The organism is Pseudomonas sp. JS3066, assembly GCF_036328175.1.
Taxonomy (GTDB): domain Bacteria; phylum Pseudomonadota; class Gammaproteobacteria; order Pseudomonadales; family Pseudomonadaceae; genus Metapseudomonas.
The window spans coordinates 2107650-2128820 of record NZ_CP143312.1 but is presented as its reverse complement, the minus strand read 5'-3'; the positions used below and the strand labels follow the sequence as shown (position 1 = coordinate 2128820).

General features: G+C 63.6%; 16 protein-coding genes. 7 read left to right on the top strand and 9 right to left on the bottom strand.

Annotation, left to right across the window (positions count from 1 at the left end; translation table 11 throughout):
* Positions 1-20: 20 nt before the first annotated feature.
* Entirely contained in the window at positions 21-1454 is a 1434-nt protein-coding gene (locus SA496_RS09900; RefSeq protein ID WP_330115348.1) for a TldD/PmbA family protein, read from the top strand.
* A complete protein-coding gene (locus SA496_RS09895) occupies positions 1454-2782 on the top strand; it encodes a TldD/PmbA family protein (protein WP_120651383.1) in 1329 nt (442 codons plus the stop codon). Before SA496_RS09900 ends, SA496_RS09895 begins: the two co-directional genes overlap by 1 nt.
* Positions 2783-2902: 120 nt before the next feature.
* Here the strand turns inward: SA496_RS09895 and tpx are convergent, their stop codons facing one another.
* The 4 genes from tpx to SA496_RS09875 form a co-directional block, all read right to left on the bottom strand.
* The gene (tpx, locus tag SA496_RS09890; protein WP_153921391.1) at positions 2903-3400 is read right to left on the bottom strand and encodes a thiol peroxidase; all 498 of its coding nucleotides are present in this window, start codon (positions 3398-3400) and stop codon (positions 2903-2905) included.
* A 247-nt stretch (positions 3401-3647) separates the two neighbouring features.
* Positions 3648-7295: a translocation/assembly module TamB domain-containing protein gene (locus SA496_RS09885; protein ID WP_442965075.1), complete on the bottom strand. Its 3648-nt coding sequence runs from the start codon at positions 7293-7295 to the stop codon at positions 3648-3650.
* Positions 7292-9022: an autotransporter assembly complex protein TamA gene (locus tag SA496_RS09880; RefSeq protein ID WP_330115347.1), complete on the bottom strand. Its 1731-nt coding sequence runs from the start codon at positions 9020-9022 to the stop codon at positions 7292-7294. Before SA496_RS09880 ends, SA496_RS09885 begins: the two co-directional genes overlap by 4 nt.
* A gap of 49 nt (positions 9023-9071) precedes the next feature.
* Positions 9072-9725, bottom strand: a complete 654-nt coding sequence (locus SA496_RS09875; protein ID WP_120651387.1) for a GNAT family N-acetyltransferase — start codon at positions 9723-9725, stop codon at positions 9072-9074.
* Between the two features lie 134 nt (positions 9726-9859).
* Here SA496_RS09875 and xthA point away from each other — a divergent pair, with 134 nt between their 5' ends.
* Positions 9860-10672, top strand: coding sequence for an exodeoxyribonuclease III (gene xthA, locus SA496_RS09870; RefSeq protein WP_120651388.1), 813 nt, complete (start codon positions 9860-9862; stop codon positions 10670-10672).
* 94 nt (positions 10673-10766) lie between these two features.
* On the opposite strand, the gene SA496_RS09865 is transcribed toward xthA, so the two are convergent.
* The gene (locus SA496_RS09865) at positions 10767-11096 is read right to left on the bottom strand and encodes a YegP family protein (protein ID WP_153921395.1); all 330 of its coding nucleotides are present in this window, start codon (positions 11094-11096) and stop codon (positions 10767-10769) included.
* Between the two features lie 275 nt (positions 11097-11371).
* On the opposite strand from SA496_RS09865, the gene SA496_RS09860 reads away from it, so the two are divergent.
* Entirely contained in the window at positions 11372-12739 is a 1368-nt protein-coding gene (locus tag SA496_RS09860; protein WP_120651390.1) for a substrate-binding domain-containing protein, read from the top strand.
* Positions 12740-12865: 126 nt separating this feature from the next.
* On the opposite strand, the gene SA496_RS09855 is transcribed toward SA496_RS09860, so the two are convergent.
* Positions 12866-15106 carry a TonB-dependent siderophore receptor gene (locus SA496_RS09855; RefSeq protein WP_330115346.1) on the bottom strand — a complete coding sequence of 747 codons (2241 nt, stop codon included), beginning with the start codon at positions 15104-15106 and terminating at the stop codon, positions 12866-12868.
* Between the two features lie 351 nt (positions 15107-15457).
* On the opposite strand from SA496_RS09855, the gene SA496_RS09850 reads away from it, so the two are divergent.
* Together SA496_RS09850 and SA496_RS09845 are read left to right on the top strand one after the other, a co-directional pair.
* Positions 15458-16468 carry a TerC family protein gene (locus SA496_RS09850; RefSeq protein WP_120651391.1) on the top strand — a complete coding sequence of 337 codons (1011 nt, stop codon included), beginning with the start codon at positions 15458-15460 and terminating at the stop codon, positions 16466-16468.
* Positions 16461-16637 carry a hypothetical protein gene (locus SA496_RS09845; RefSeq protein WP_162945817.1) on the top strand — a complete coding sequence of 59 codons (177 nt, stop codon included), beginning with the start codon at positions 16461-16463 and terminating at the stop codon, positions 16635-16637. The genes SA496_RS09850 and SA496_RS09845 overlap by 8 nt, the downstream gene beginning before the upstream one ends.
* Before the next feature lie 74 nt (positions 16638-16711).
* Here SA496_RS09845 and SA496_RS09840 read toward each other — a convergent pair whose 3' ends face one another.
* Positions 16712-17941: an acyl-CoA dehydrogenase gene (locus SA496_RS09840; RefSeq protein ID WP_120651392.1), complete on the bottom strand. Its 1230-nt coding sequence runs from the start codon at positions 17939-17941 to the stop codon at positions 16712-16714.
* Positions 17942-18093: 152 nt separating this feature from the next.
* On the opposite strand from SA496_RS09840, the gene SA496_RS09835 reads away from it, so the two are divergent.
* A complete protein-coding gene (locus SA496_RS09835; RefSeq protein ID WP_120651393.1) occupies positions 18094-19017 on the top strand; it encodes a LysR family transcriptional regulator in 924 nt (307 codons plus the stop codon).
* A 125-nt stretch (positions 19018-19142) separates the two neighbouring features.
* Here the strand turns inward: SA496_RS09835 and SA496_RS09830 are convergent, their stop codons facing one another.
* On the bottom strand, positions 19143-19913 hold the full coding sequence (locus SA496_RS09830; RefSeq protein WP_120651394.1) for an enoyl-CoA hydratase-related protein: 771 nt from the start codon (positions 19911-19913) through the stop codon (positions 19143-19145).
* A 128-nt stretch (positions 19914-20041) separates the two neighbouring features.
* Positions 20042-21169: an acyl-CoA dehydrogenase family protein gene (locus SA496_RS09825; RefSeq protein ID WP_120651395.1), complete on the bottom strand. Its 1128-nt coding sequence runs from the start codon at positions 21167-21169 to the stop codon at positions 20042-20044.
* Between the last annotated feature and the right edge of the window lie 2 nt (positions 21170-21171).

Sequence of the window (21171 nt, the reverse complement as noted above, 5' to 3'; positions counted from 1 at the left end):
ACCGGGCCAGGGAGAGTTCCGTGTTCGAATGTTTCAGGCAGCGTTTTGCCGCTCTCAGGACAGGTGCCGAGGTCCATTCCTTGCGCATCGTCCGCCAGAGCTCCGAACAGGCCATGGTGCGCCGCGGCATCGCCGAGCCGCCGTCCCTGGGGCTGGACATGGGGGCGATGCTCAGCGTGCGCTTCGCTGGCGTGGAAGCCTATGCGGCCACTGCCGACCTCAGCCCCTCCGGGCTGCAACGGGCCCTGGACAAGGCCGAGGAGCTGGCCCGGCAGATCGCCCGCTACGCCCTGGTGGACCAGAGCCGACTCGAGTCGCCCCGAGGAAGTGCGGACTACCGTTCACCGGGACTGGAGCAGCCCTTCCCCAGCCTCGCCGAACGCTTCGAACTGCTGGCCGAGGAATCGGCGCGAATCCCCAATGACGCGCGCCTGGTCAACTGGAGCCTCTATCTCGACAGCCAGCGCCATGAGCAGCTCTACCTCAACAGTGCCGGCGCCGAGCAATGGCAGGACCTGCGCTTCACCTACCCCGGCATCAGCGTCACCGCTTTCGACGGCAGTGACAGCCAGACTCGCAGCTTCGGCGGCTACGGCAGTGGCCAGCAAGGCGGCACCGAAGTGCTGCAGCGCCTGGGTTTCGTCGGCGCCGCTGAGCGCGTGGCCGACGAGGCGCTGCAACTGCTGCTGGCGCCCAATACCCCCAGCGGGATCACCGACCTCTTGCTGATGCCGGACCAGATGATGCTGCAGATCCACGAGTCCATCGGCCACCCGCTGGAGCTTGACCGCATCCTCGGAGACGAACGCAACTATGCCGGCACCAGTTTCATCGGCCTGGAGGACTTCGGCCGCTATCAGTACGGCTCGCCGCTGCTGAATGTCAGCTTCGATCCAGGCATCCCGGAAGAGTTGGCCAGTTACAGCCACGATGACGACGGCCGGCTGGCAAGCAAGGAAATGCTCATCCGGGATGGCGTGCTCCTGCGCCCGCTCGGCGGCGCCCTGTCCCAGCAACGCAGCGGCCTGCCGGGCGTGGCCAACAGCCGGGCGAGCAGCTGGAATCGCGCCCCCATCGACCGCATGGCCAATCTCAACCTGGAGCCGGGCGACCAGAGCCTGACCCAGCTCATCGGCGGCATCGAGCGCGGCGTCCTGATGAGCACCAATCGCTCCTGGTCCATCGATGACGCCCGTAACAAGTTCCAGTTCGGCTGCGAGTGGGGTCGGCTGATCGAGGATGGCGAACTCCGGGGCGTGGTAAAGAACCCCAACTATCGCGGGGTTTCCGCGCAGTTCTGGCGCAACCTCGCCGCAGTGGGCAATGCCAGCACCTTCGAGGTCCATGGCACGCCCTATTGCGGCAAGGGCGAGCCGAACCAGGTGGTGCGCGTGGGCCATGCCTCGCCCGCATGCGTCTTCAGACAAGTGGAAGTCTTTGGAGGAGCCCAGTGATGGCTGACGCAGAATCCCGCTTCACCGCCCTGGCCGAAAGCCTGAACGCCAACCTGCAGGCCGGCGAGGATTTCAGCCTCTGGTACAGCGGCGAGGAGTCCGAGTTCATTCGTTTCAACCGTGCCCAGGTGCGCCAGGCGGGGCACGTGACCCAGGGCACCGGCCGCCTGCGGCTGATCCGCGACGATCGCAGCGCGGAGATCGCCATCGCGTTATCCGGCGATCCGGAAAGCGACCGCCAGCATCTGGCCGAAGGCCTGGTGCAGCTGCGCCTGGTGATCTGCCAGTTGCAGCCGGACCCTTACCTGCAAGTGGAGCGCTCCGCCTGGCATCGTCGTTCGGTAGACGAAGCCACCCTTCCCGACTGCGCCAGCGTGCTGGCCGGGATCGACGAAGCGGCCAACGGCCTCGACCTGGTGGGTATCTACGCCGCCGGCCCGTTGTACCGGGGTTTCGCCAATAGCTTCGGCGCCCTCGGATGGCACGCAGCACACTGCTTCAACTTCGACTGGAGCCTGTTCCACGCCAATCACCAGGCGGTGAAGGCCGATTACGCCGGCGCACGCTGGGACGCCAATGAGTTTGCCAGTCGCTTCGACAATGCCCGCCGGCAACTGGAGTATCTGGGCAAGCCAGTGCGTCACCTGCACCCCGGCGACTACCGCGCCTACCTGGCCCCGGCCGCCCTGGACGAAGTGTTGGGCATGCTCTCCTGGACTGGTTTTTCAGCCCGCGCCCTGGCCAACAAGGAAAGCCCTCTGCAGCGCCTGCATGACGGCAGCGCCCACTTGAGTCCGCTACTCAACCTCGACGAACAGGTTGCCGGCGCCCTGGCCCCGGCCTTCGGCCCAGAGGGAGCCCCGCGCAGCGATGTGTCACTGGTGCGCGGCGGCAAGCTCACCGGGCAACTGGTCTATCCCCGCAGCGCGCGCGAATACGACCTGCAGGCCAACTGCGCCGACGCCAACGAAGCCACCCAGTCACTGGTGATGGGCGCTGGCACGCTTCCCCTGGAAAACGTGCTGGAGCGCCTTGGTAACGGTCTCTACATCGGCAATCTCTGGTACCTGAACTGGTCCGACCTGCCTGCCGCACGCATGACCGGCATGACCCGCTTCGCCACATTCTGGGTGGAAGACGGCCAGATCCAGGCGCCAGTGGACACCATGCGTTTCGATGACAGCCTGTTCAACCTGCTCGGCGACCAGTTGGAAGAGCTGACCCAGGAGCGACAGTTGCGCTTGTCCAACAGCACCTACGGCGAGCGCCAGACCTGGTCGGCACTGCTGCCGGGAGCACTGGTCAGAAACCTGAAACTGACGCTGTAGCCCTGCCCTGTGGGAGCGATTTCAATCGCGAATGAATTCGCTCCCACAGATCAGCCTCAACCCCACAGCGCGCAAGAAAAAAGGGAGGCCATTGGCCTCCCTTCTTCATTTCATCTTGCCTTACAGGGCAGCGATGGCAGCCGCGTAGTTCGGCTCGTCGGCGATTTCGCCTACCAGCTCGCTATGCAGCACCTTGTCGTTCTCGTCCAGAACCACTACGGCACGGGCGGCAATGCCAGCCAGCGGGCCGTTGGCGATGGCGACGCCGTAGTCCTTGAGGAAGCTGGCACCGCGCATGGTGGACAGGTTCACCACGTTCTCCAGGCCTTCGGCGCCGCAGAAGCGCTTCTGGGCGAACGGCAGGTCGGCGGAGATGCACAGCACCACGGTGTTCGCCAGTTTGCTGGCCTCGACGTTGAACTTGCGCACGGACGTGGCGCAGGTCGGAGTGTCAACGCTCGGGAAGATGTTGAGCACCTTGCGCTTGCCGCTCAGGCTGGCCAGGGTCACGTCGGACAGGTCGCCGCCAACCAGGCTGAAGGCCGGGGCTTGCTGGCCTTTCTGCGGCAGTTGGCCGTCAACGTTGATCGGATTGCCCTTGAGGGTTACTTGAGCCATTGCATGGGTCCTTGTTTCAGGTGGTGTTGTAGTAAAGCGCTGAGTTAATCACGGGTCAGGGAAAATGTCCTGACTTTTGAGTCAGCCCGGCGCGGGAGAATTCGACTGGATGCTAACGCATCCCAACTACTGGATGAATGCAGGGTGGATGTCGTTTTTTGCATCCATCAATGGTTGCCAATTCAGGCTTCTATGGTGGATCGATGAAGCGTGATCCACCCTTGGATGCCCATCTCAAGGGCCGCGTTCAGAAATCCCGCTTGTAGAAGAGATCCAGTGAACTCGCCAAGCCACTGGCGGCCTCCAGGTAAAGACGCTTGGTCAGCTCGTAGCGCAGCGCCACCACGCTGGTGGAGTCCACCACCCCGAGTCCGTAACGGATGCTCAGGCGATCGGTAATCTGCCCCAGGGCGCCATCATCATCGAGTTGAAGGTCCTTGAGGCCGAGACTCTGGGCCAGTTCGCTGGTCAACGAAGCACTCCCGGAAAGGCCCATGGCCAATGCCGCGCGGCCCACGGCGTTGCCGTCACCTTCACTGGTGTTCATCGGCCGGCCGAGAATCAGATAGGACAGCGCCTGCTCCTGGCTCATGGCCGGATTGGAGAACACTTCGGTAGCGGGTTCGTCGGCACGACCATTCAGCCGCAGGCCTGCAGTGACGTCGCCAATGACGCGGACGGCTTCCACATCCAGGTAGGGCTGATCCAGCGGGCCGGCGAACAGCAGACGCGCACGGCGCAGGTCGAGGCGCTGGCCATACGCCCGATAACGACCGTTCTTCAGTACCAGCTCACCGTTGCCAGTGAGGTTGTCGCCAACCTTGAGATGCCCCTGGAGGTCTGCGGTCAGGCCGAAGCCGGAAAACTGCAGGCGGTCCTGGCCGACTTCCACATCCACGTTCATGGCCATCTGCAGCGGCTGTTGCTCTGCCTCCTGCTCGCCGACCACACGGGCATCCGGGGAGACCTTGACCGCTTGCGGCGGCAGCTCGCGGACTTTGATCTTGCCTCGCGGCACCTGCACCTTGCCACTCACGGAGAGGCGATCACCGGACAGTCCGATGTTCAAGTCCGGCTCCACTTCCAGGTTGGCGTAAGGTTCCACCACCAGCGGCAGGCGAGTGCCACGCAACGCGAGATCGAGGTCCAGACCCTGAGCCCAGGCGAGACTGCCGGACAGGCTGCCCTGGCCTTGCTCGCCACTGCGCCATTGCCCGCTCAGTTCCATGTTCTCGCCGGCGATTCGTGCGTCCAGGCCCAGGTTCTCGAAGCTCATGGGCAGGTCGCCACCACCGATTCGACCATCCGCCAGTCGCAAGTTGCCCAGGACATAGGGAGCCTGCAGGGTACCGCTCAGGCTGCCGGCACCTTCAAGGCGGCCTTCAAGGCTTTCCACCTTGGGTACGAAGGGACGCAGCACCGCAAGGTCCAGTCCGTCCAGGCGGAACTGTCCGGACAGCGGTTTGTTCGCAGGACGCGGATCGATTCGCGCATCCAGCTGCAATTCGCCAAGGCCTTGACCCTGGAAGCTCAGCTGGTTGTCGATTCGCTGTGGACGCAGGGTGCTATCGAGCAGCAGGCGCTGGTAGGGGAAATCGACCCAGCGATCTTCTTCCTTCAGGCGCAGCACGCCGCTCCCGGCGTCCAGGGTGATCTGGCCATTCGGGCCGCTGGCGGGCAGGTCGAGCTTGAGGTCGCCGTTGAGTTGGCCCTGCCAGGCGAAGTCCTCTGGTAACCAGCGCGCGAGGCTGGCCAGGGGGAAGTCGCGCAGGCGGTAATCCAGCTTTGGCTCAGGCATCAGGCGCTGTTCCCCGCCGCAGAGGCTCGCCGGGCCCGAGCGCCAGCAATGGGCGCCGAAGTTCAGCTTGCCGTCGGCCAGTCGCTCCAGTCGCGCAGGGGCTTCCAGGCGCCAGTCCTGGCCACCGGCCTGGACTTCCCCCCGGGCAAGACGACCGCGCCAGTTGCCGCCGTCCAGCTTGCCATCCAGGGCCAACAGCAGATCGAGCATCGGCCCCTTGAGGTTCATTTCGAGTTGCTGGCGTATCCGGTCGCCAGAACCGTCAGCCGTGAGCGTGCCGAACTCGTTGTCACCGGAAGCGAGGCCATCCACCTGCAACTGCACGCGGCCACGTTGGGCGGCGTCGAGCTGGGCATCCAGCTTCAGCTTGTCGAGGCGGTTGTCGCCCTGCCCCATCCGTTCACCGGTCAGTGCCAGCTTGCCCTGCGGCGCTTTCAGCGTGCCAGCGAGGTCGAGGCGCCCCTGGACCTTGCCGAAGAGTTTCGGCCAAAGCTGCCCAAGACGATTCAGGGCCAGGTCGAGATGGCCGCTGAGCTTCTGGTCCAACTGCCCTCGCCCCTCGATCCGGTTGTCACCCAGGCGCGCCTGCAGTGCATTGAGCAGCCAGCGCTCGCCGGCACCTTCGGCTTTGGCCTGAAGCACAGCCGGCTGGCCGCGCAGCTGGCCATTGAGGTCGAGGTCGGCATTCAGCTCCAGTCGCTGGTCGCGCCAAGCCCCCCTTGATTGCAGCTTGCCAGCCAGTTTGCCGGGCAGTTCGGCCAGCCAGTAGGAAGGGTCCAGCTCGCTCAGGGCCAGTTGGCTGTCCCAGCCTACGCCGTTGGCGAAATCAACTTTCACCTGGCCCTGCGCCCGCCCCCGCCCGGCTTTAAGCAGCAGGTCGGGCAGGTTGACGCTGGCGAGGTCTCCAACCACCGGACTGCCAATGCTGAAGTCGCCCGCCGGCCCCTTGAGGCTGGCTTCGAACCTGCCCTCATAGCGCGACGCGGCATAGCGCGCCTCGGCATCGAGCTGATGCAGCTCCACTGGCGGAGGTTGCTCCTGGGGGAACAGCCGTTGCCAGGGGAAATCACGCCATTGCAGGCGGCTGTCGATGGCCAGCTCCTGCTGCCAGTCGACCCGCCCCTGCAGCGCCAGGGTCTGCTGGGCATCACCAGTGAGCAGTAGCTGCTGGATGTCCGCGCCGTTGGCATCGACTCGCCCAGCCAGGTCCAGCGCTACGGCGCCACCTTCACCCGGGAGGCTGGCCTTGCCCTGCACGGCGTAACCCGCCTGGAGATCGCCCTTGGCGTCCAGGACCACCTGGTTGAGGGTCAGGGTATCCGGCAGCTCTGTGCTGGCCTTGAAACCATCGGCCCGCAGGGTGGCGCTGGCCGGCAGGTTCTCCGCCAGGGGGCGCAGCTCGCCGTCGAGGCGGCCGTTGAGGTAGCCACTGCTATCGGCCTGGAGCCGGATCGCTGACTGCAGCTCGCCGTCCGCCTTCAGCATCAGCGTCCACGGTCCCTCTCCCGGCGCGGGTAGCTGCAGGCTGCCCTGCAGGGCCAGGGGCCAATTACCTTCGGGGTGCAGCCTGCCGTGGAGATCCAGGTCCAGATCATCGCGGCGCAGCTTGAGACGTTCGAGGTTCACGCCATCCGCTTGCCATCGCGCAACCAGCTCCAGCTGCTGCAGCTGGTCATTGCCGTCGAGCAGAAAGCGGCCAATTCGCACTTGCCTGACTTCCAGCGCCAACGGTAAACGCAGCGCCGGCAGACTCATGGGGCCGCCGCTTTCTACATCCCGGGTGGGAGGCAGATCGAGGTGAATGCTGTCGCTGGACAGCTCGTTGATGCAGAGGGTGCGACGCAGCAGACAGGCGGGATTCCAGTCCAGCATTGGCGCTTCCAGTTTCAGGACGGTGTCATCCTGCTGCCACGACATTCGGGTGGCACTCCAGCGGCCACCCAGGGTGCCTCTGTAGTCGTCCACTTCCAGTCCCGGCAGTTGACCCAGGGCCCAGCGGCCACCGGCTTCGGTGAACAGCAGTGCTGCCGGAATCGCCACCGCCGCCGCAAGAACAGCGGCCAGCCCCGCAAGGCCGTACTTCACACTGCGCCTCACAGCTCGGGCCCCATGGAGAAGTGGATACGGAAGCCGCCTGGATCATCCAGGGCCTTGGCCACGTCCAGGCGAATGGGCCCCACCGGAGAAACCCAGCGCACGCCAATGCCGGCGCCGGTCTTCATCGCCGCATTGAGGGAATCCATGGCATTGCCACGGTCGACGAACGCCGCCAGACGCCACTTCTCGGCGACCGGATACTGGTACTCGGCGCTGCCCACCAGCAGGTAGCGGCCGCCAACCTTGTTGCCGCTGCTGTCTTCCGGCGAAAGGGTCTGGTAGTCATAGCCGCGCACGCTCTGGTCGCCACCGGCGAAGAAGCGCAGGGACGGCGGGATGGCGTCGAAATCAGTGGTGGCGATGCCGCCCGCCTGCACCCGGCCCAGCACGCGATGGCCACCGGGCAAGGTGTAGAGCCCCTTGGCCATGGCGCTGGCATAGGTGAAGTCGGTGTCGGAGAGGATGCCCTCCTTGGCGCCACGCACGTCGAACTGCAGCGAATAGCCACGATTGGGGTCGAGCTTGTTGTCACCGCGGGTTACGCCGTAGCTGATACCGGGAATGAGGAAGCTGCTGCGCCCGTCGTCGCTGCCATCGCCGAAGTCGAAGGTTTCCTGCTCCCAGCGCAGCGAGACCACCCGTTGCCAGTCGCTGGGCAGCTTGGACTGCCACTGGCCCCCGATGGTGAAGCGCCGACTGTCCACGTCCACCAGGTTTTCCCGTTGCAGGCCGGTAGAGAAGCGCAGCGTGTCAGTGAGCGGCGGGTCCAGGGGAATCTCGTACCAGGTGCCGACGCTCTGTCGTACCGGCGACACTTCGGTCTCGGCGCCCAGGCGGTGGCCCTGCCGGTTGATCCAGTGGCGGGTCCAGTTGGCACGGGCACGCGGGCCCACGTCGGTGGAAAAACCGATGCCCAGGCCAACGGTACGCGGCTTCACCGTCGCCAGTTTCACCTTCACGGGAATCACCTGGCCGGCGCCCTTCACCGGGCTGGCATCCACCCGGACCTCGTCAAAGTAGCCGCTGGCCTGCAGATGTTGACTGAGCTTGGCGACCTGGTCGGAGTCGTAGGGCGTAATGGCTGGAAATGGCACCAGACGTGCCAGCAGATCGGGATCGAATGGAGTATCGCCATCGAAACTGACAGCACCCAGGCTGTAGCGCGGACCGCTGTCATAGATGAGCTCGATATCCGCCACCCCGGCGCGCGGGTCGATATCCAGTCGCTGACGCTTGAAGCGTCCGTCGAAGAAGCCGTAGCGCAGTCCCTGATTCTGGATCAGTTTCTTGGCGTCCTCGTAGGCGCCGTGGTTGAGTTGCGCACCGGTTTTCAGCGCCTTGCTATCGGGAACGCGAAACGCCTTAAGCGCGCCGGCCTCGCCCTCGATCCGCACCACTACGTTGCGCAGCCGCACCGGCTCACCGGGAACCACCAGCAGGTGCAGGGCGGGGTCCTTGCCACCTTCGACGCGGCTGTCGATCTCGGCCTGGTAATAGCCGAGCGCCTGAGCGGCCTGGCGCGCCTGGTCCTCGGCTGAACGCCGGAAACGTCGCAGGTCTTCTTCCTTGCGGTCGCCAAGGGCGCCGATATAGGCCTCGATATTGGCCTTCAACGGCGCATTGGCAGGTTCGACTTTCACGTCCAGCCTGGCCTTGGCCAGCGCCAGAGTGCTTGTGCAGAGCAGGACCAACAGCAGCGGCCCGCGCAATCCTTGGCAGAAATTCATGGGGCGAAATCCTACCACGGCATTTCGCCCTTTCTGTCGGAAATGCGAATCAGCCGCTAGCCCGCATCACCGGCCGCGGATTGGGGTGGAAGAAGACATGCTCGACCACCGGACCCAAGGCGACCTCTCCCACCTCCTCGTACCCCTGACGCTTGTAAAACTCCAGGTAACGGACGTTGCCGGTGTCCAGCACGACCCCCTGGGAGCCATCGTCCTCGGCGCACCAGTTGTGCAAGGCCTCCAGCAGCTTTTCACCGAGATGCCGCCCCTGGAACTCCGGATGGATGCCGAGCAACGGCAGCACGTGATAAGGCCCCGGAGGCAGGCAGGCGAGCACAGCGTCGTGGTAATCGAGATAGCGGCGGGTGCAGCGGAATCCGGTGGTGAGCAGCATGCGTAGCCGCCAGCCCCAGCTTTCGGTGATGTCCAGGCGGCGCTGTGGAGGCGCGATCAGGGCTATGCCCACCAGGCGCTCCTCGATCAGCAGGCCGATGGCCGGCAGGTCCTCTAGGAAATGCTGTTGCACCAGTTCTCGTACCGTGGCACGTACCCGCTGGTCGTAGCCGGGACGCTCGGCCTCGAACAGATAGGCGAAGGTAGGTTCATGGCGGTAGGCGTGGTACAGCAGGGAACGTGCTTCGCGGGCGTAACCGCCGTCCAGCAGACGCACCTCGACCGGCGCGGTGGGGATGTAACCGGGCATTCACGGCACCTCTTTTGTTATGGGTTCTATCGGGCCAAGAAGGAAATTAGCACCAGATTCCGGGCCCAGCCATGCCTGCTGGCCGGGCGGCCAACCATCGGCTAGCATCGCGTTTTTGCCAGGATGCCTTCGCGATGAAGATCGTTTCTTTCAATATCAATGGCCTGCGGGCACGCCCCCACCAGCTCGAAGCGCTGATCGCCAAGCACCAGCCGGACGTGATCGGCCTGCAGGAAACCAAGGTCGCCGACGAGCAGTTCCCGGAAGCGGAAATCCGCCAACTCGGCTACCACGTGCACTACCACGGCCAGAAAGGGCACTACGGCGTCGCCCTGCTCTCCCGCCAGGAGCCGATTTCCCTGTTCAAGGGCTTCCCGAACGACGGCGAGGAAGCCCAGCGCCGCTTCATCTACGGCACCTTTGCCGATGCCCATGGCAACCCGGTGACCGTAATGAACGGCTACTTCCCGCAGGGCGAAAGCCGCGACCATCCGGTCAAGTTCCCCGCCAAGGAACGCTTCTACGCCGACCTGCAAGTGCTGCTGGAGCAGCAATTCCAACCGAGCCAGCAACTGGTGGTGATGGGCGACATCAACATCTCGCCGGAAGACTGCGACATCGGCATCGGCGAAGAGAACCGCAAGCGCTGGCTGAAGACCGGCAAATGCAGCTTCCTGCCGGAAGAGCGCGAATGGCTCGCGCGCCTGAAGAACTGGGGCCTGGTGGACAGCTTCCGCCACCTCAACCCCGAGGTGAATGACCGCTTCAGCTGGTTCGACTACCGCAGCCGCGGATTCGAAGATGAACCCAAGCGCGGCCTGCGTATCGACGTGATTCTCGCCACCAGCCCGCTGCAGGCACGCATCAAGGACGCTGGCATCGACTACGACCTGCGCGGCATGGAAAAGCCGTCGGATCATGCGCCCATCTGGCTGGAACTGGCCTGACCCCGCAGGCTGTCGCCGCAGGGCGCCGGCCTTGAGCCCGCACACGAAAAAGGCCCATCGATGATGGGCCTTTCTTCTTTCAGCGCCTGTTTGCTCAGGCCTCTTTCACCATCCGGGTCGCACCTACCCGCATGATGGTTTCGATGGCCCGTTGCAGGGCATGCTCCGAATCATAGAGGTGGCTCCGGACGATCACCTCCTTGTTGGCTGCGCGCAGCTTGAAGTAGTTCTTGCCGCTGGAATCGATGCGCCGTACGAAGCGCTCCTCATGCACGCAATTCTCGCGAAAACGGGCCATGGCCTCCTCTGCAGTGCCACGGTCTTCATGGATGCCGGTATCCACAAGGGTTTGCGCGTCGGCCGCCTTCAAACGCAGGCGCCAGGTGCCACCAGTGTTCTTTCGCAGCTCGAACCAACCACTCATCTCAAACACTCCTTGAACAAGTAAGGGATGCGCTTAATGCGCCAACTCGAAGCACCTCTCACGGGGCGTTTCGGGCAGCGGGATACCCTACCCCCTGGCAGATTTCCGGGTTGCAGGAACGGACTTATAGCGTTGTAGGAATACCCCTGGGCAGTCGAGGCGAAAGAGCCTCAAGGTTGGAAAAGGCCCAAGGCAGAGCGCCTTGTCATATCTCCGTCACCCGGCTGACTTAATCTCGCGGCTCCTTTCACTCCCTATGTACAAGGTGTCTGCCCATGCCGCGCGCCATGACCGCCAGCGACAAGGACATGTGGGGCCGTGCCCTCAGCATGTTGCTGCTCGGTTTCATCTGCTATGCCTTCCCCTGGTCGGTGTTCGCCGCCCAGCCCGAGACCGTCCTGCGCATCCAGGGCTCCAATACGATCGGTGCCAAACTGGGCCCGGCTCTGGTCAAGGGCATGCTGGAAGAGGAAGGACTGCGCGGCGTGCACCAGACGCCCGGCGACCGGGAAAACGAAGTGCATATCGTGGCTCATGATGCCCAGGGCAAGGAGATCCAGGTGGAGCTGGCCGCCCATGGCTCGTCCACCGGTTTCGTCGCACTCAAGGACAGCAGCGCCGACCTCGCCGCCTCTTCACGCCCTATCAAGGATGCCGAGGCCCAGGAACTGTCCACTTTCGGCGACCTGCGAAGCCAGTACGCCGAGCAAGTGATCGCCATCGACGGCCTCGCCATCATCCTGCATCCGGGCAATCCGCTGCGCGCCCTGACCACCGCCCAACTGGCCGCGGTATTCGCCGGCGAGGTGAAAACCTGGGAAGAGCTCGGCGGCAAGGGTGGCGCCATCCATCTTTATGCCCGCGATGACCAGTCGGGCACCTACGACACCTTCAAGGAACTGGTGCTGGCCCGCCAGGGCAAGACGCTGGCCAACACGGCCCAGCGCTTCGAATCCAATGACAAGCTTTCCGCCGCCGTCAGCACCGATCCGCAAGGTATCGGCTTCGTCGGCCTCGCCTCGATCAACCAGGCCCGCGCCCTGGCCATCGCCGACGGTGATTCCCAGGCGATGCCCCCCAGCGCCGAGCTGATCGCCACCGAAGACTATCCGCTGTCGCGTCGCCTGTTCCTTTATATGAGGCCAGGCGAACAGAACCGCTGGGCCAAGTCGCTGGTGCACTTCGCCCAGAGCGCTCGCGGCCAGGCGATCGTCGACCAGAGTGGCTTCGTCGCCCAACAGGTCCAGGCAATCAAGGTCCAGGCCCAAAAGGACATGCCGGAGAACTACCGCGAACTGGCCAGCAACGCCCAGCGGCTATCGGTGAATTTCCGCTTCCAGGAAGGCAGCGCCAACCTCGACAACAAGGCCCAGCGCGATGTGCAACGCGTGCTGGACTACCTGAAGCAGACCAGCAAACTGGAGCAGAAAGTCGTACTGGTAGGCTTCGGCGATCCCAAGGCCGACCCGCAACGGGCTGAGCTGCTGTCCAAGCTGCGAGCCATGGCCGTGCGCCGCGAACTGGTCAAGGGCGGCGTCGTCCTGAAGGATGTGACTGGGCTTGGAGACGAACTGCCGGTGGCGGCCAACACGGCCGAAGAGGGACGGATTCGCAACCGTCGAGTGGAAGTCTGGGTGTATTGACCGAGGCAGAAGGATCGTAGGAGCGAGCTTGCGCGCGAACAGTCCTAGCGCGATCTTTCGCGAGCAAGCTCGCTCCTGCAGGAAATCCGAGCCCCCTCTCCCAAACGGGAGGGGGGCCTCGCCGCATCAGAAGTCGAAGCGGGTGGTCAGCATGAAGTTACGCGGGTCGCCGTAGAAACCACCGTCATAGAAGCCCAGGTTGCTGAAGTACTTCTTGTCGGTGAGGTTGTTGCCGTTGAGGGTGACGGACAACTGTTCGGTGACCTGGTACTTCGCCATGGCATCCAGCACCCAGTAACTTTCCTGGGTGTACTCGTAGTCGCTGGCGTTGGTCGCCGGGTTCCAGATGTCCTTCCAGATCTTGCTCTGCCAGCTGGCCGAACCACCGATGGTCAGCTTGTTGAACTGGCCCGGCAGGCGGTAGCTGGTGGACACGCGGAACATGTCTTCCGGCTCAGTGGTGGAGATCTTGTCGTCATCCCCATCGCGCGTGATGCGGTGGGTGTAGCCACCCTGCACGTTCCAGTCCGGCATCAACTCGCCGGCGACTTCGAGCTCGAAGCCCTTGGTCTTGGCGCCCTGCACCGCTCGGTAAATGGACTTGTTGGTTGCCAGGTCGAAGCCGATTTCTTCAGCCAGGTTGTCCTGCTTGACCTCGAAGATCGCCGCGCTGGCGTTAAGGCGCCCGTCGAAGAGTTCCGCCTTCAGGCCCAGTTCGTAGGCATCACCCTCTTCCGGCTCGATGGCCTTGCCGTTGGCATCCTGCTCACTCTCATGAGGCTTGAAGATGCTGGTGTAGCTGGCATAGACCGAGTAGGTGTCGTTGAGGTCGTAGACCACGCCGGCGTAAGGAACCACTACGCCGGTTTCACGCAGGCTCTGCAACTTGGCGCTCTGGCCCGAGGTCAGGTCGGTGCCAGTGCTGTCCAGCTTCCAGTTGGAAACGCGGGTGCCAAGGATGATCGACAGATCGTCGGTCGGCTTGAAGCGGCTGGTCAGGTAGGCGGCAGACTCTTTCAGCTCGGTCTTGACCTTGGACTGCGGGTTGCCCCAGTCGGGCTCGGGGAAGTCGCCGTTCCAGCCAAAGACGCTCGGCGCGGCGTCGAAGAAGAACGGCCAGTTGGTTTCGTCCGACTCAATGTCGCGATGGGACAGGCCGACCACCAGCTCATGCTCACGCCCCAGTAGCTGGAACGGACCGCTGGCGTACAGGTCGTAGGCGTTCTGGCTGGTCTCGTAGTCGTACTTGCCGCGCCAGACGAACATACCAGTGCCGTCTACCGGATTCGGGTTGCCGCTGGCGGCCGAACCCAGGGTGATGGGCGAATCAGTCTCGGTGCGACTGATCGAGGCCTTCACCATCCAGTCGTAGGCAAGGCGCTGCTCCAGGGTCACGAAGGCGTTGTCGGTGGTGTTGTCCCACTGACTCCACTTGGTGCCTGGATTGTGCGAACGGGACATGTTGATTTCGTTGCCATTGCTGTCGAGCAGCGGCACCGAGGAGCCCCAGGAGGAGCCATCCGGGCGGTTGGTCTGGCGGCTGACGCCAGCACTCAGGAGAGTGTCTTCGGAGATATCTGTTTCGAGAATGCCGTAGAACACCTGCTTCTTCTCGGACAGGTGATCCATGAACGAATGACCATCCTCATAGGCGGTGACGAAACGCCCACGCACGTTGCCTTGCGGGGTCAGCGAACCGCCGATGTCGAACTCACTGCGGTAGGTATCCCAGCTGCCAGCGCCGGCGGAGATGTAGCCGGAGAGTTCCTTGGTCGGACGCTTGCGCACCAGGTTGACGGTGGCCGAGGGGCTGCCGAAGCCACTGAGCAGGCCTGTGGAGCCCTTGAGGACTTCCACGCGGTCGTAGATCACCATGTCCGCCTGGTCGATGCCGTTGCCGAAGCGGAAAGCCGCCGGGATGCCATCGATCTGGAAGTTGTCGATCTCGAAGCCACGGGACTTGAAGCTGGCGCGGCTGCTGTCGAGCTTGTTGATGGTGATGCCGGGAGTCTTCGACAGCACATCGCCGATGCTGGTCAGGTTCTGGTCATCCATCTGTTGACGGGTGATGACGCTGATCGACTGCGGAGTCTCGCGAGGCGACAGCGACAGCTTTGTGGCGGTACGCGTCGAGCCGGTGGTGTAGGAACCGGTACCCTCGGTGGTTTCCCCGAGGCGGTTATCGGTGATGGACGTAGCCACCAGTTCCAGCGATCCGTTGCCTTCCTGCTCTTCGGCCAGCACTGCAACTGCCTGCAACGCCAGGGCCACGCCCAGGATCGCCACGGACAACGGATGACGCTTGAGCCGCGCGACACCGGCATCCCCAGCCGTTTCCGTCACATTGAACGCATTTTGCTGTTGCACTCTCAAACCCCTTGGATGGTCTGTCTTGTTGGCTGGCTAACCAACGGTCTTCTTCTTTTTTTCGTGCGGTGCACGTCACTCGCATTCGCACCGTCAACCGTGCAGGTGCGATCGCATCTGACGGCGGATGCGGAAATTACCATCGAATAGTAATTGTTTACACCTGCATTTATGATTCATTCGCATGTAATTCTTGGAGATTTCTCACAAGGGGCAAAGAATTGTTACAGCGGCTCCGTTCCTCCCATACCCGGCCACCGGTAGGCTTTCCCATGTGACGCCGGGCCCCTCTGACGGCTTGCCAGCCGCCATGTCGGAGTCACGTTTCATCAACGACATAAGGAGGGGCTCATGGCAGCTCTGCACGCGTTTCTCACAGCCGACTTCCTCGGCACCGCCACCTGGTTGTGGCTCGTCTTCCTCGCAATAGTCCTCGCCTTGCTGGTCTTCGACCTCGGGGTGCTGCACCGTGACCAGCACGAAATCGAGGTACGCGAAAGCCTGCTGCTCTATGGCGGCTATTTCAGCGTGGGTGTGCTGTTTGGCGTCTGGGTGTGGTTCGAGCTGGGCGCGCAGAGCGCCCTTGAGTTCTACACCGGCTTCCTGGTCGAACAGTCCTTGTCCATGGACAACGTCTTCGTCATGGCCATGATCTTCGGCTTCTTCGCCATCCCCCGCCGTTATCAGCACCGCGTGCTGTTCTGGGGCATCCTCGGCGTGGTGGTGCTACGCGCCATCATGATCGGTCTGGGTAGCGCGCTGGTGAAGGAGTTCGACTGGATCCTCTACGTGTTCGGCGCCTTCCTGCTGTTCACCGGCGTGAAGATGCTTTTCACCAGGGAAGAGGCCCACCCGGACCTCGCCAACAACCCGGTGCTGAAATTCGTCCGCCGCCACATCCGCGTGACCGACGATCTGCATGGCTCGCACTTCTTCGTGCGTCTGAAGCAGGTTGGCGAGAGCAAGCCCATGCTCTACGCCACACCGTTGTTCCTGGCCCTGGTGCTGATCGAGCTGGCTGACCTGGTATTCGCGGTGGACAGCGTCCCGGCGATATTCGCCATCACCCAGGACCCGTTCATCGTCTACACCTCGAACATCTTCGCCATCCTCGGTCTGCGTGCCCTGTACTTCGCCCTTGCGGCACTGATGCACCGCTTCGTCTACCTGAAGTACGCCCTGGCCCTGGTACTGATCTTCATCGGCGGCAAGATTTTCCTGCACGGATTCATCGGCAAGATTCCCCCGCTGCTGTCCCTTGGCGTAACCTTCGGTCTACTTGCCGGCGGCGTGCTCCTGTCCCTGTTGAAAACACGCGACCGCCCGGCCAAAGCCTCGGGAGACCTGGAGAAACATGGATGAAGTGCGGATCGAACCCTTCGAGAAAAGCGGCCGTGTCTACTGGCGGGTGCGCCTTGGGCATCGCAGCCTGACCTTCCAGGAGGAACTGGCCGCCCGCGCATTCGCCGCCCAGTTGCACCTGCGGATGGGCTGGCTGAAGGCCAGGAACCCGGTGCCTGAGAAGGATTGATACGACCGGCGCATCAACGATGGATGTGAGAAACGAAAAGGCCCGCAAAATGCGGGCCTTTTCATTTCAGGCGATCACTGACCGCTGCGCAGCATTTCCTTCGGCACGTACTTGCCGATCTCGAACTTGCCGATGGCTGCACGATGCACTTCGTCCGGGCCGTCGGCCAGGCGCAGCGTGCGCTGCATGGCGTACATGTAGGCCAGTGGGAAGTCATTGGAAACACCGGCGCCGCCGTGGATCTGGATGGCGCGGTCGATCACCCGCAGGGCGACGTTGGGCGCGACGACCTTGATCTGGGCTATCTCACTCTTGGCCACCTTGTTGCCGACGGTGTCCATCATGTACGCCGCCTTCAGGGTCAGCAGGCGGGCCATGTCGATCTCCATCCGCGAGTCGGCGATCTTGTCGACGTTGCCACCCAGGCGGGCCAGCGGACGGCCGAAGGCGGTACGGCTGACGGCGCGCTTGCACATCAGTTCCAGGGCGCGCTCGGCCATGCCGATGGAGCGCATGCAGTGGTGGATACGACCCGGGCCGAGGCGGCCCTGGGCGATCTCGAAGCCACGGCCTTCTCCCAGCAATACGTTCTCGTAGGGCACTCGGACGTTCTCGAAGACCACTTCGGCATGGCCGTGCGGCGCGTCGTCATAGCCGAATACCGGCAGCGGGCGCAGGACCTTCACGCCGGGAGCGTCCAGGGGCACCAGGATCATCGAGTGCTGCTGGTGGCGCGGCGCATCCGGGTTGGACAGGCCCATGAAGATGAGGATCTTGCAGCGCGGATCGCAAGCACCCGAGGTCCACCATTTACGGCCATTGATGACCCACTCGTCACCTTGGCGCACAGCGCGCGCTTCCATGTTGGTAGCGTCGGAAGAAGCCACGCCCGGCTCGGTCATGGCGAACGCCGAGCGGATCTCGCCACGCAGCAGCGGTTCCAGCCACTGGCGCTTGTGTTCTTCGCTGCCGTATCGCACCAGCACTTCCATGTTGCCGGTGTCCGGCGCGGAGCAGTTGAACGGCTCCGGGCCCAGCAGCGAGCGGCCCATGATCTCAGCCAGCGGCGCGTACTCCATGTTGGTCAGGCCGGCGCCGTACTCGGACTCCGGCAGGAACAGGTTCCACAGCCCTTCCGCCTTCGCCTTGGCTTTCAGCTCTTCCATGATCGCAGTGGGCTGCCAGCGGTCGCCTTCGGCAACCTGCTGCTCGAATACCGGCTCGGCCGGATAGACATAGGCGTCCATGAATGCGGTGACGCGTTCACGCAGTTCCTGGACCTTCGGGGAATAGGCGAAATCCATGCGGGGCTACCTTTTTGCGGGTCTGTTTGTGAGGTCTGGTAAGGATGCTAGAACAGGGCGTAAGATTTCCCTAGTCTATTTTCGGCATCTATGAACATTCATCACCGATATATGATCCGCTGATAAAAACAACTTTCAGGAGCACGCCCGGCATGAATTTGAACAAGGTAGACCTCAACCTCTTCATCGTCTTCGACGCCATCTATACCGAGGCCAACCTGACCCGCGCCGGCCAGATCGTGGGCATCACCCAACCTGCCGTCTCCAACGCCCTCGCCCGCCTGCGCGAGACCTTCAACGACCCGCTGTTCGTGCGCACCGCCCAGGGTATGGTGCCCACGCCCATGGCGCAGAACATCATCGGTCCGGTGCGCAATGCCCTGCAGTTGTTGCGCGTCTCGGTACAGGAAAGCCGCACCTTCAACCCATTGCAGGCGAACAAGACCTACCGCATCAGCATGACCGACCTCACCGAGACGGTGATCCTGCCGCCGCTGTTCCAGCGCCTGCGCCGACTGGCGCCCACGGTGCAGATCGAAAGCTTCCTGGCCAAGCGCCGGGAAACCACCAAGGAACTGGCCGCAGGCCGCCTGGACTTCGCCGTGGACGCCCCGCTGAACACCGACCCGCAGGTGCGTCACGTCAAGCTCATGGAAGACCGCTACGTCTGCGCCATGCGCCGTGGCCACCCGCTGGCCAAGGACAAGATCAGCCTGGACGAGTACCTCTCGCTGTCACACATCCACATTTCCAGCCGCCGCAGCGGCCTGGGCTACGTGGACCTGTCACTGGGCAAGATGGGTATCCAACGCAAGGTGACCCTGCGCTCGCAGCACTACCTGATGGCTTCCACCGTGTTGCACGGTACCGACCTGGCGATCACTGTCCCGGAACGTTTCGCCCGCCGCCAGGATCTGCACTACGTGGACCTGCCGGTGCACGACGTGCCCGCGCTGGAAACTCACCTCTACTGGCATGAAAGCACCGACCAGGACCCGGCCAACCGCTGGATGCGCGAGCAGATCATCGAAATCTGCCAGCAGGTGACGGCGCAGGAGCAGAAGGAACGTGCCTGAAGAACCTGTAGGGGCTAATTCATTCGCCGAGGGCAGCGTAGCTGCCCCCTTCGGCATTGCAGGACAGGTCTTCGACCTGCGTGGCGATTGAAATCGCCCCTACAGAGACTGCGCCCTGATTGGACTCACCGCCCAAACTCCGGCTTGCGCTTCTCGATGAAGGCACCCATGCCTTCCTTCTGATCCGGCGTGGCAAATACCGCCTGGAACAGCCGCCGCTCGAAGCGCAATCCTTCCCCCAGCGAACCTTCGTCCACCCGGTTCACGCACTCCTTGAGCATCATCACCGCCGTGCGTGACTGCGCGGCGATGCGGTGGGCGCTGTCCAGGGCATGGTCCAGCAGTTCGGCGGACGGCACCACCCGCGCAACCACCCCGCAACGCTCGGCTTCGCTTGCCTCCATGCTGCGTCCGCTCAGCAGCATCTCCATGGCCTTGGCGCGGCCAACCAGGCGGGTCAGCCGCTGGACACCACCCGCCCCCGGAATCACCCCCAGCTTCACTTCAGGCAGGCCGAAGCGAGCCGTGTCCGCGGCGATGATGAAGTCGCACATCAGCGCCAGCTCGAAACCGCCACCCAGGGCGTGGCCGGCGACGGCGGCGATGATCGGCTTGCGACGCTGCGCCACGCGGTCCCAGCGGCCGAGGAAATCATCGAGGTAGGTACCGGGAAAGCACAGTTCGGCCATTTCCTTGACGTCCGCCCCTGCCGCGAAGGCCTTGGCGGAGCCAGTGATCAGCACGCAGCCGATGGCAGCGTCCCGCTCGAAGCCATCGAGTACCTGGTTCAGTTCGTCGATGAGCTGGGTGTTGATGGCGTTCAGCGCCTCGGGGCGATTGAGGGTGATCAGGCCGACAGCGCCGGCCTGCTCCACCAGCAGGGTCTGGTAGGTCATATCGAATTCCTGAAGAGAAAGGGAGGTTGGCGCTGCGGGCCGATTGCCGAATGAATTCGCCCCTACAGGAATGTGGAGTCTTGTAGGGGCGATTTCATTCGCCAAAGGCAGCGCAGCTGCCCCAAAGCTCAGAGGCTGCGGGCGATCACCATGCGCTGCACGTCGGAGGTGCCTTCGTATATCTGGCACACGCGCACATCGCGGTAGATACGCTCCACCGGGAAGTCCTTCAGGTAGCCGTAGCCACCCAGGGTCTGGATGGCCGCGGAGCAGACCTTCTCGGCCATCTCCGATGCGAACAGCTTGGCCATTGAGGCCTCGGTCAGGCAGGGCATACCCGCTTCGCGCAGGCTGGCGGCGTGGTGAACCATCTGACGCGCCACGGCGATCTGGGTGGCCATGTCGGCCAAGCGGAAGGACACTGCCTGGTGCTCGATGATCGGCTTGCCGAAGGTCTTGCGTTCATGGGCGTAGTCGCGCGCCGCCTCGAAGGCCGCGCGGGCCATGCCGACGGACTGAGCAGCGATGCCGATACGCCCGCCCTCCAGGTTGGACAGGGCAATGCGGTAACCCTCGCCCTCCTCGCCCAGGCGCAGGGAGGCCGGAATCCGCACCTCATCAAGCTGGATCTGGCAGGTATCGGAAGCGTGCTGGCCGAGCTTGTCCTCCACCCGCACCACCTGGTAGCCGGGGGTATCGGTGGGCACGATGAAGGCGCTGATGCCCTTCTTGCCGGCCTGAGGATCGGTCACGGCGAAGACGATCACCATCCCCGCATGGTTGCCCGAGGTGATGAACTGCTTGGCGCCGTTCAGTACGTAATGGTCGCCATCGCGGCGGGCACGGGTGCGCAGATCGCTGGCGTCGGAACCGGCCTGGGGCTCGGTGAGCGCGAAGGCACCGATCATCTCGCCCGAGGCCAGCGGACGCAGGAATCGCTCCTTCTGCTCCTGGCTGCCGTACTTGAGGATGGGCATGCAGCCCACCGAGTTGTGCACGCTCATGATGGTGGAGCAGGCGCCATCGCCAGCGGCGATTTCCTCCAGCGCCATGGCATACGCCAGGTGGCCGGTGGCCGCACCGCCCCACTCTTCCGGCACCAACATGCCGAGGAAGCCCAACTGGGCCATCTCGTGGATGGCCTCGGCGGGGAAGCGGTGCTCGCGGTCCCAATCAGCGGCGAACGGCTTCAGCCGCTCCTGGGCGAATTGACGGGCCATGTCGCGGATCTGGATTTCGTCTTCGGAGGGGATCATGG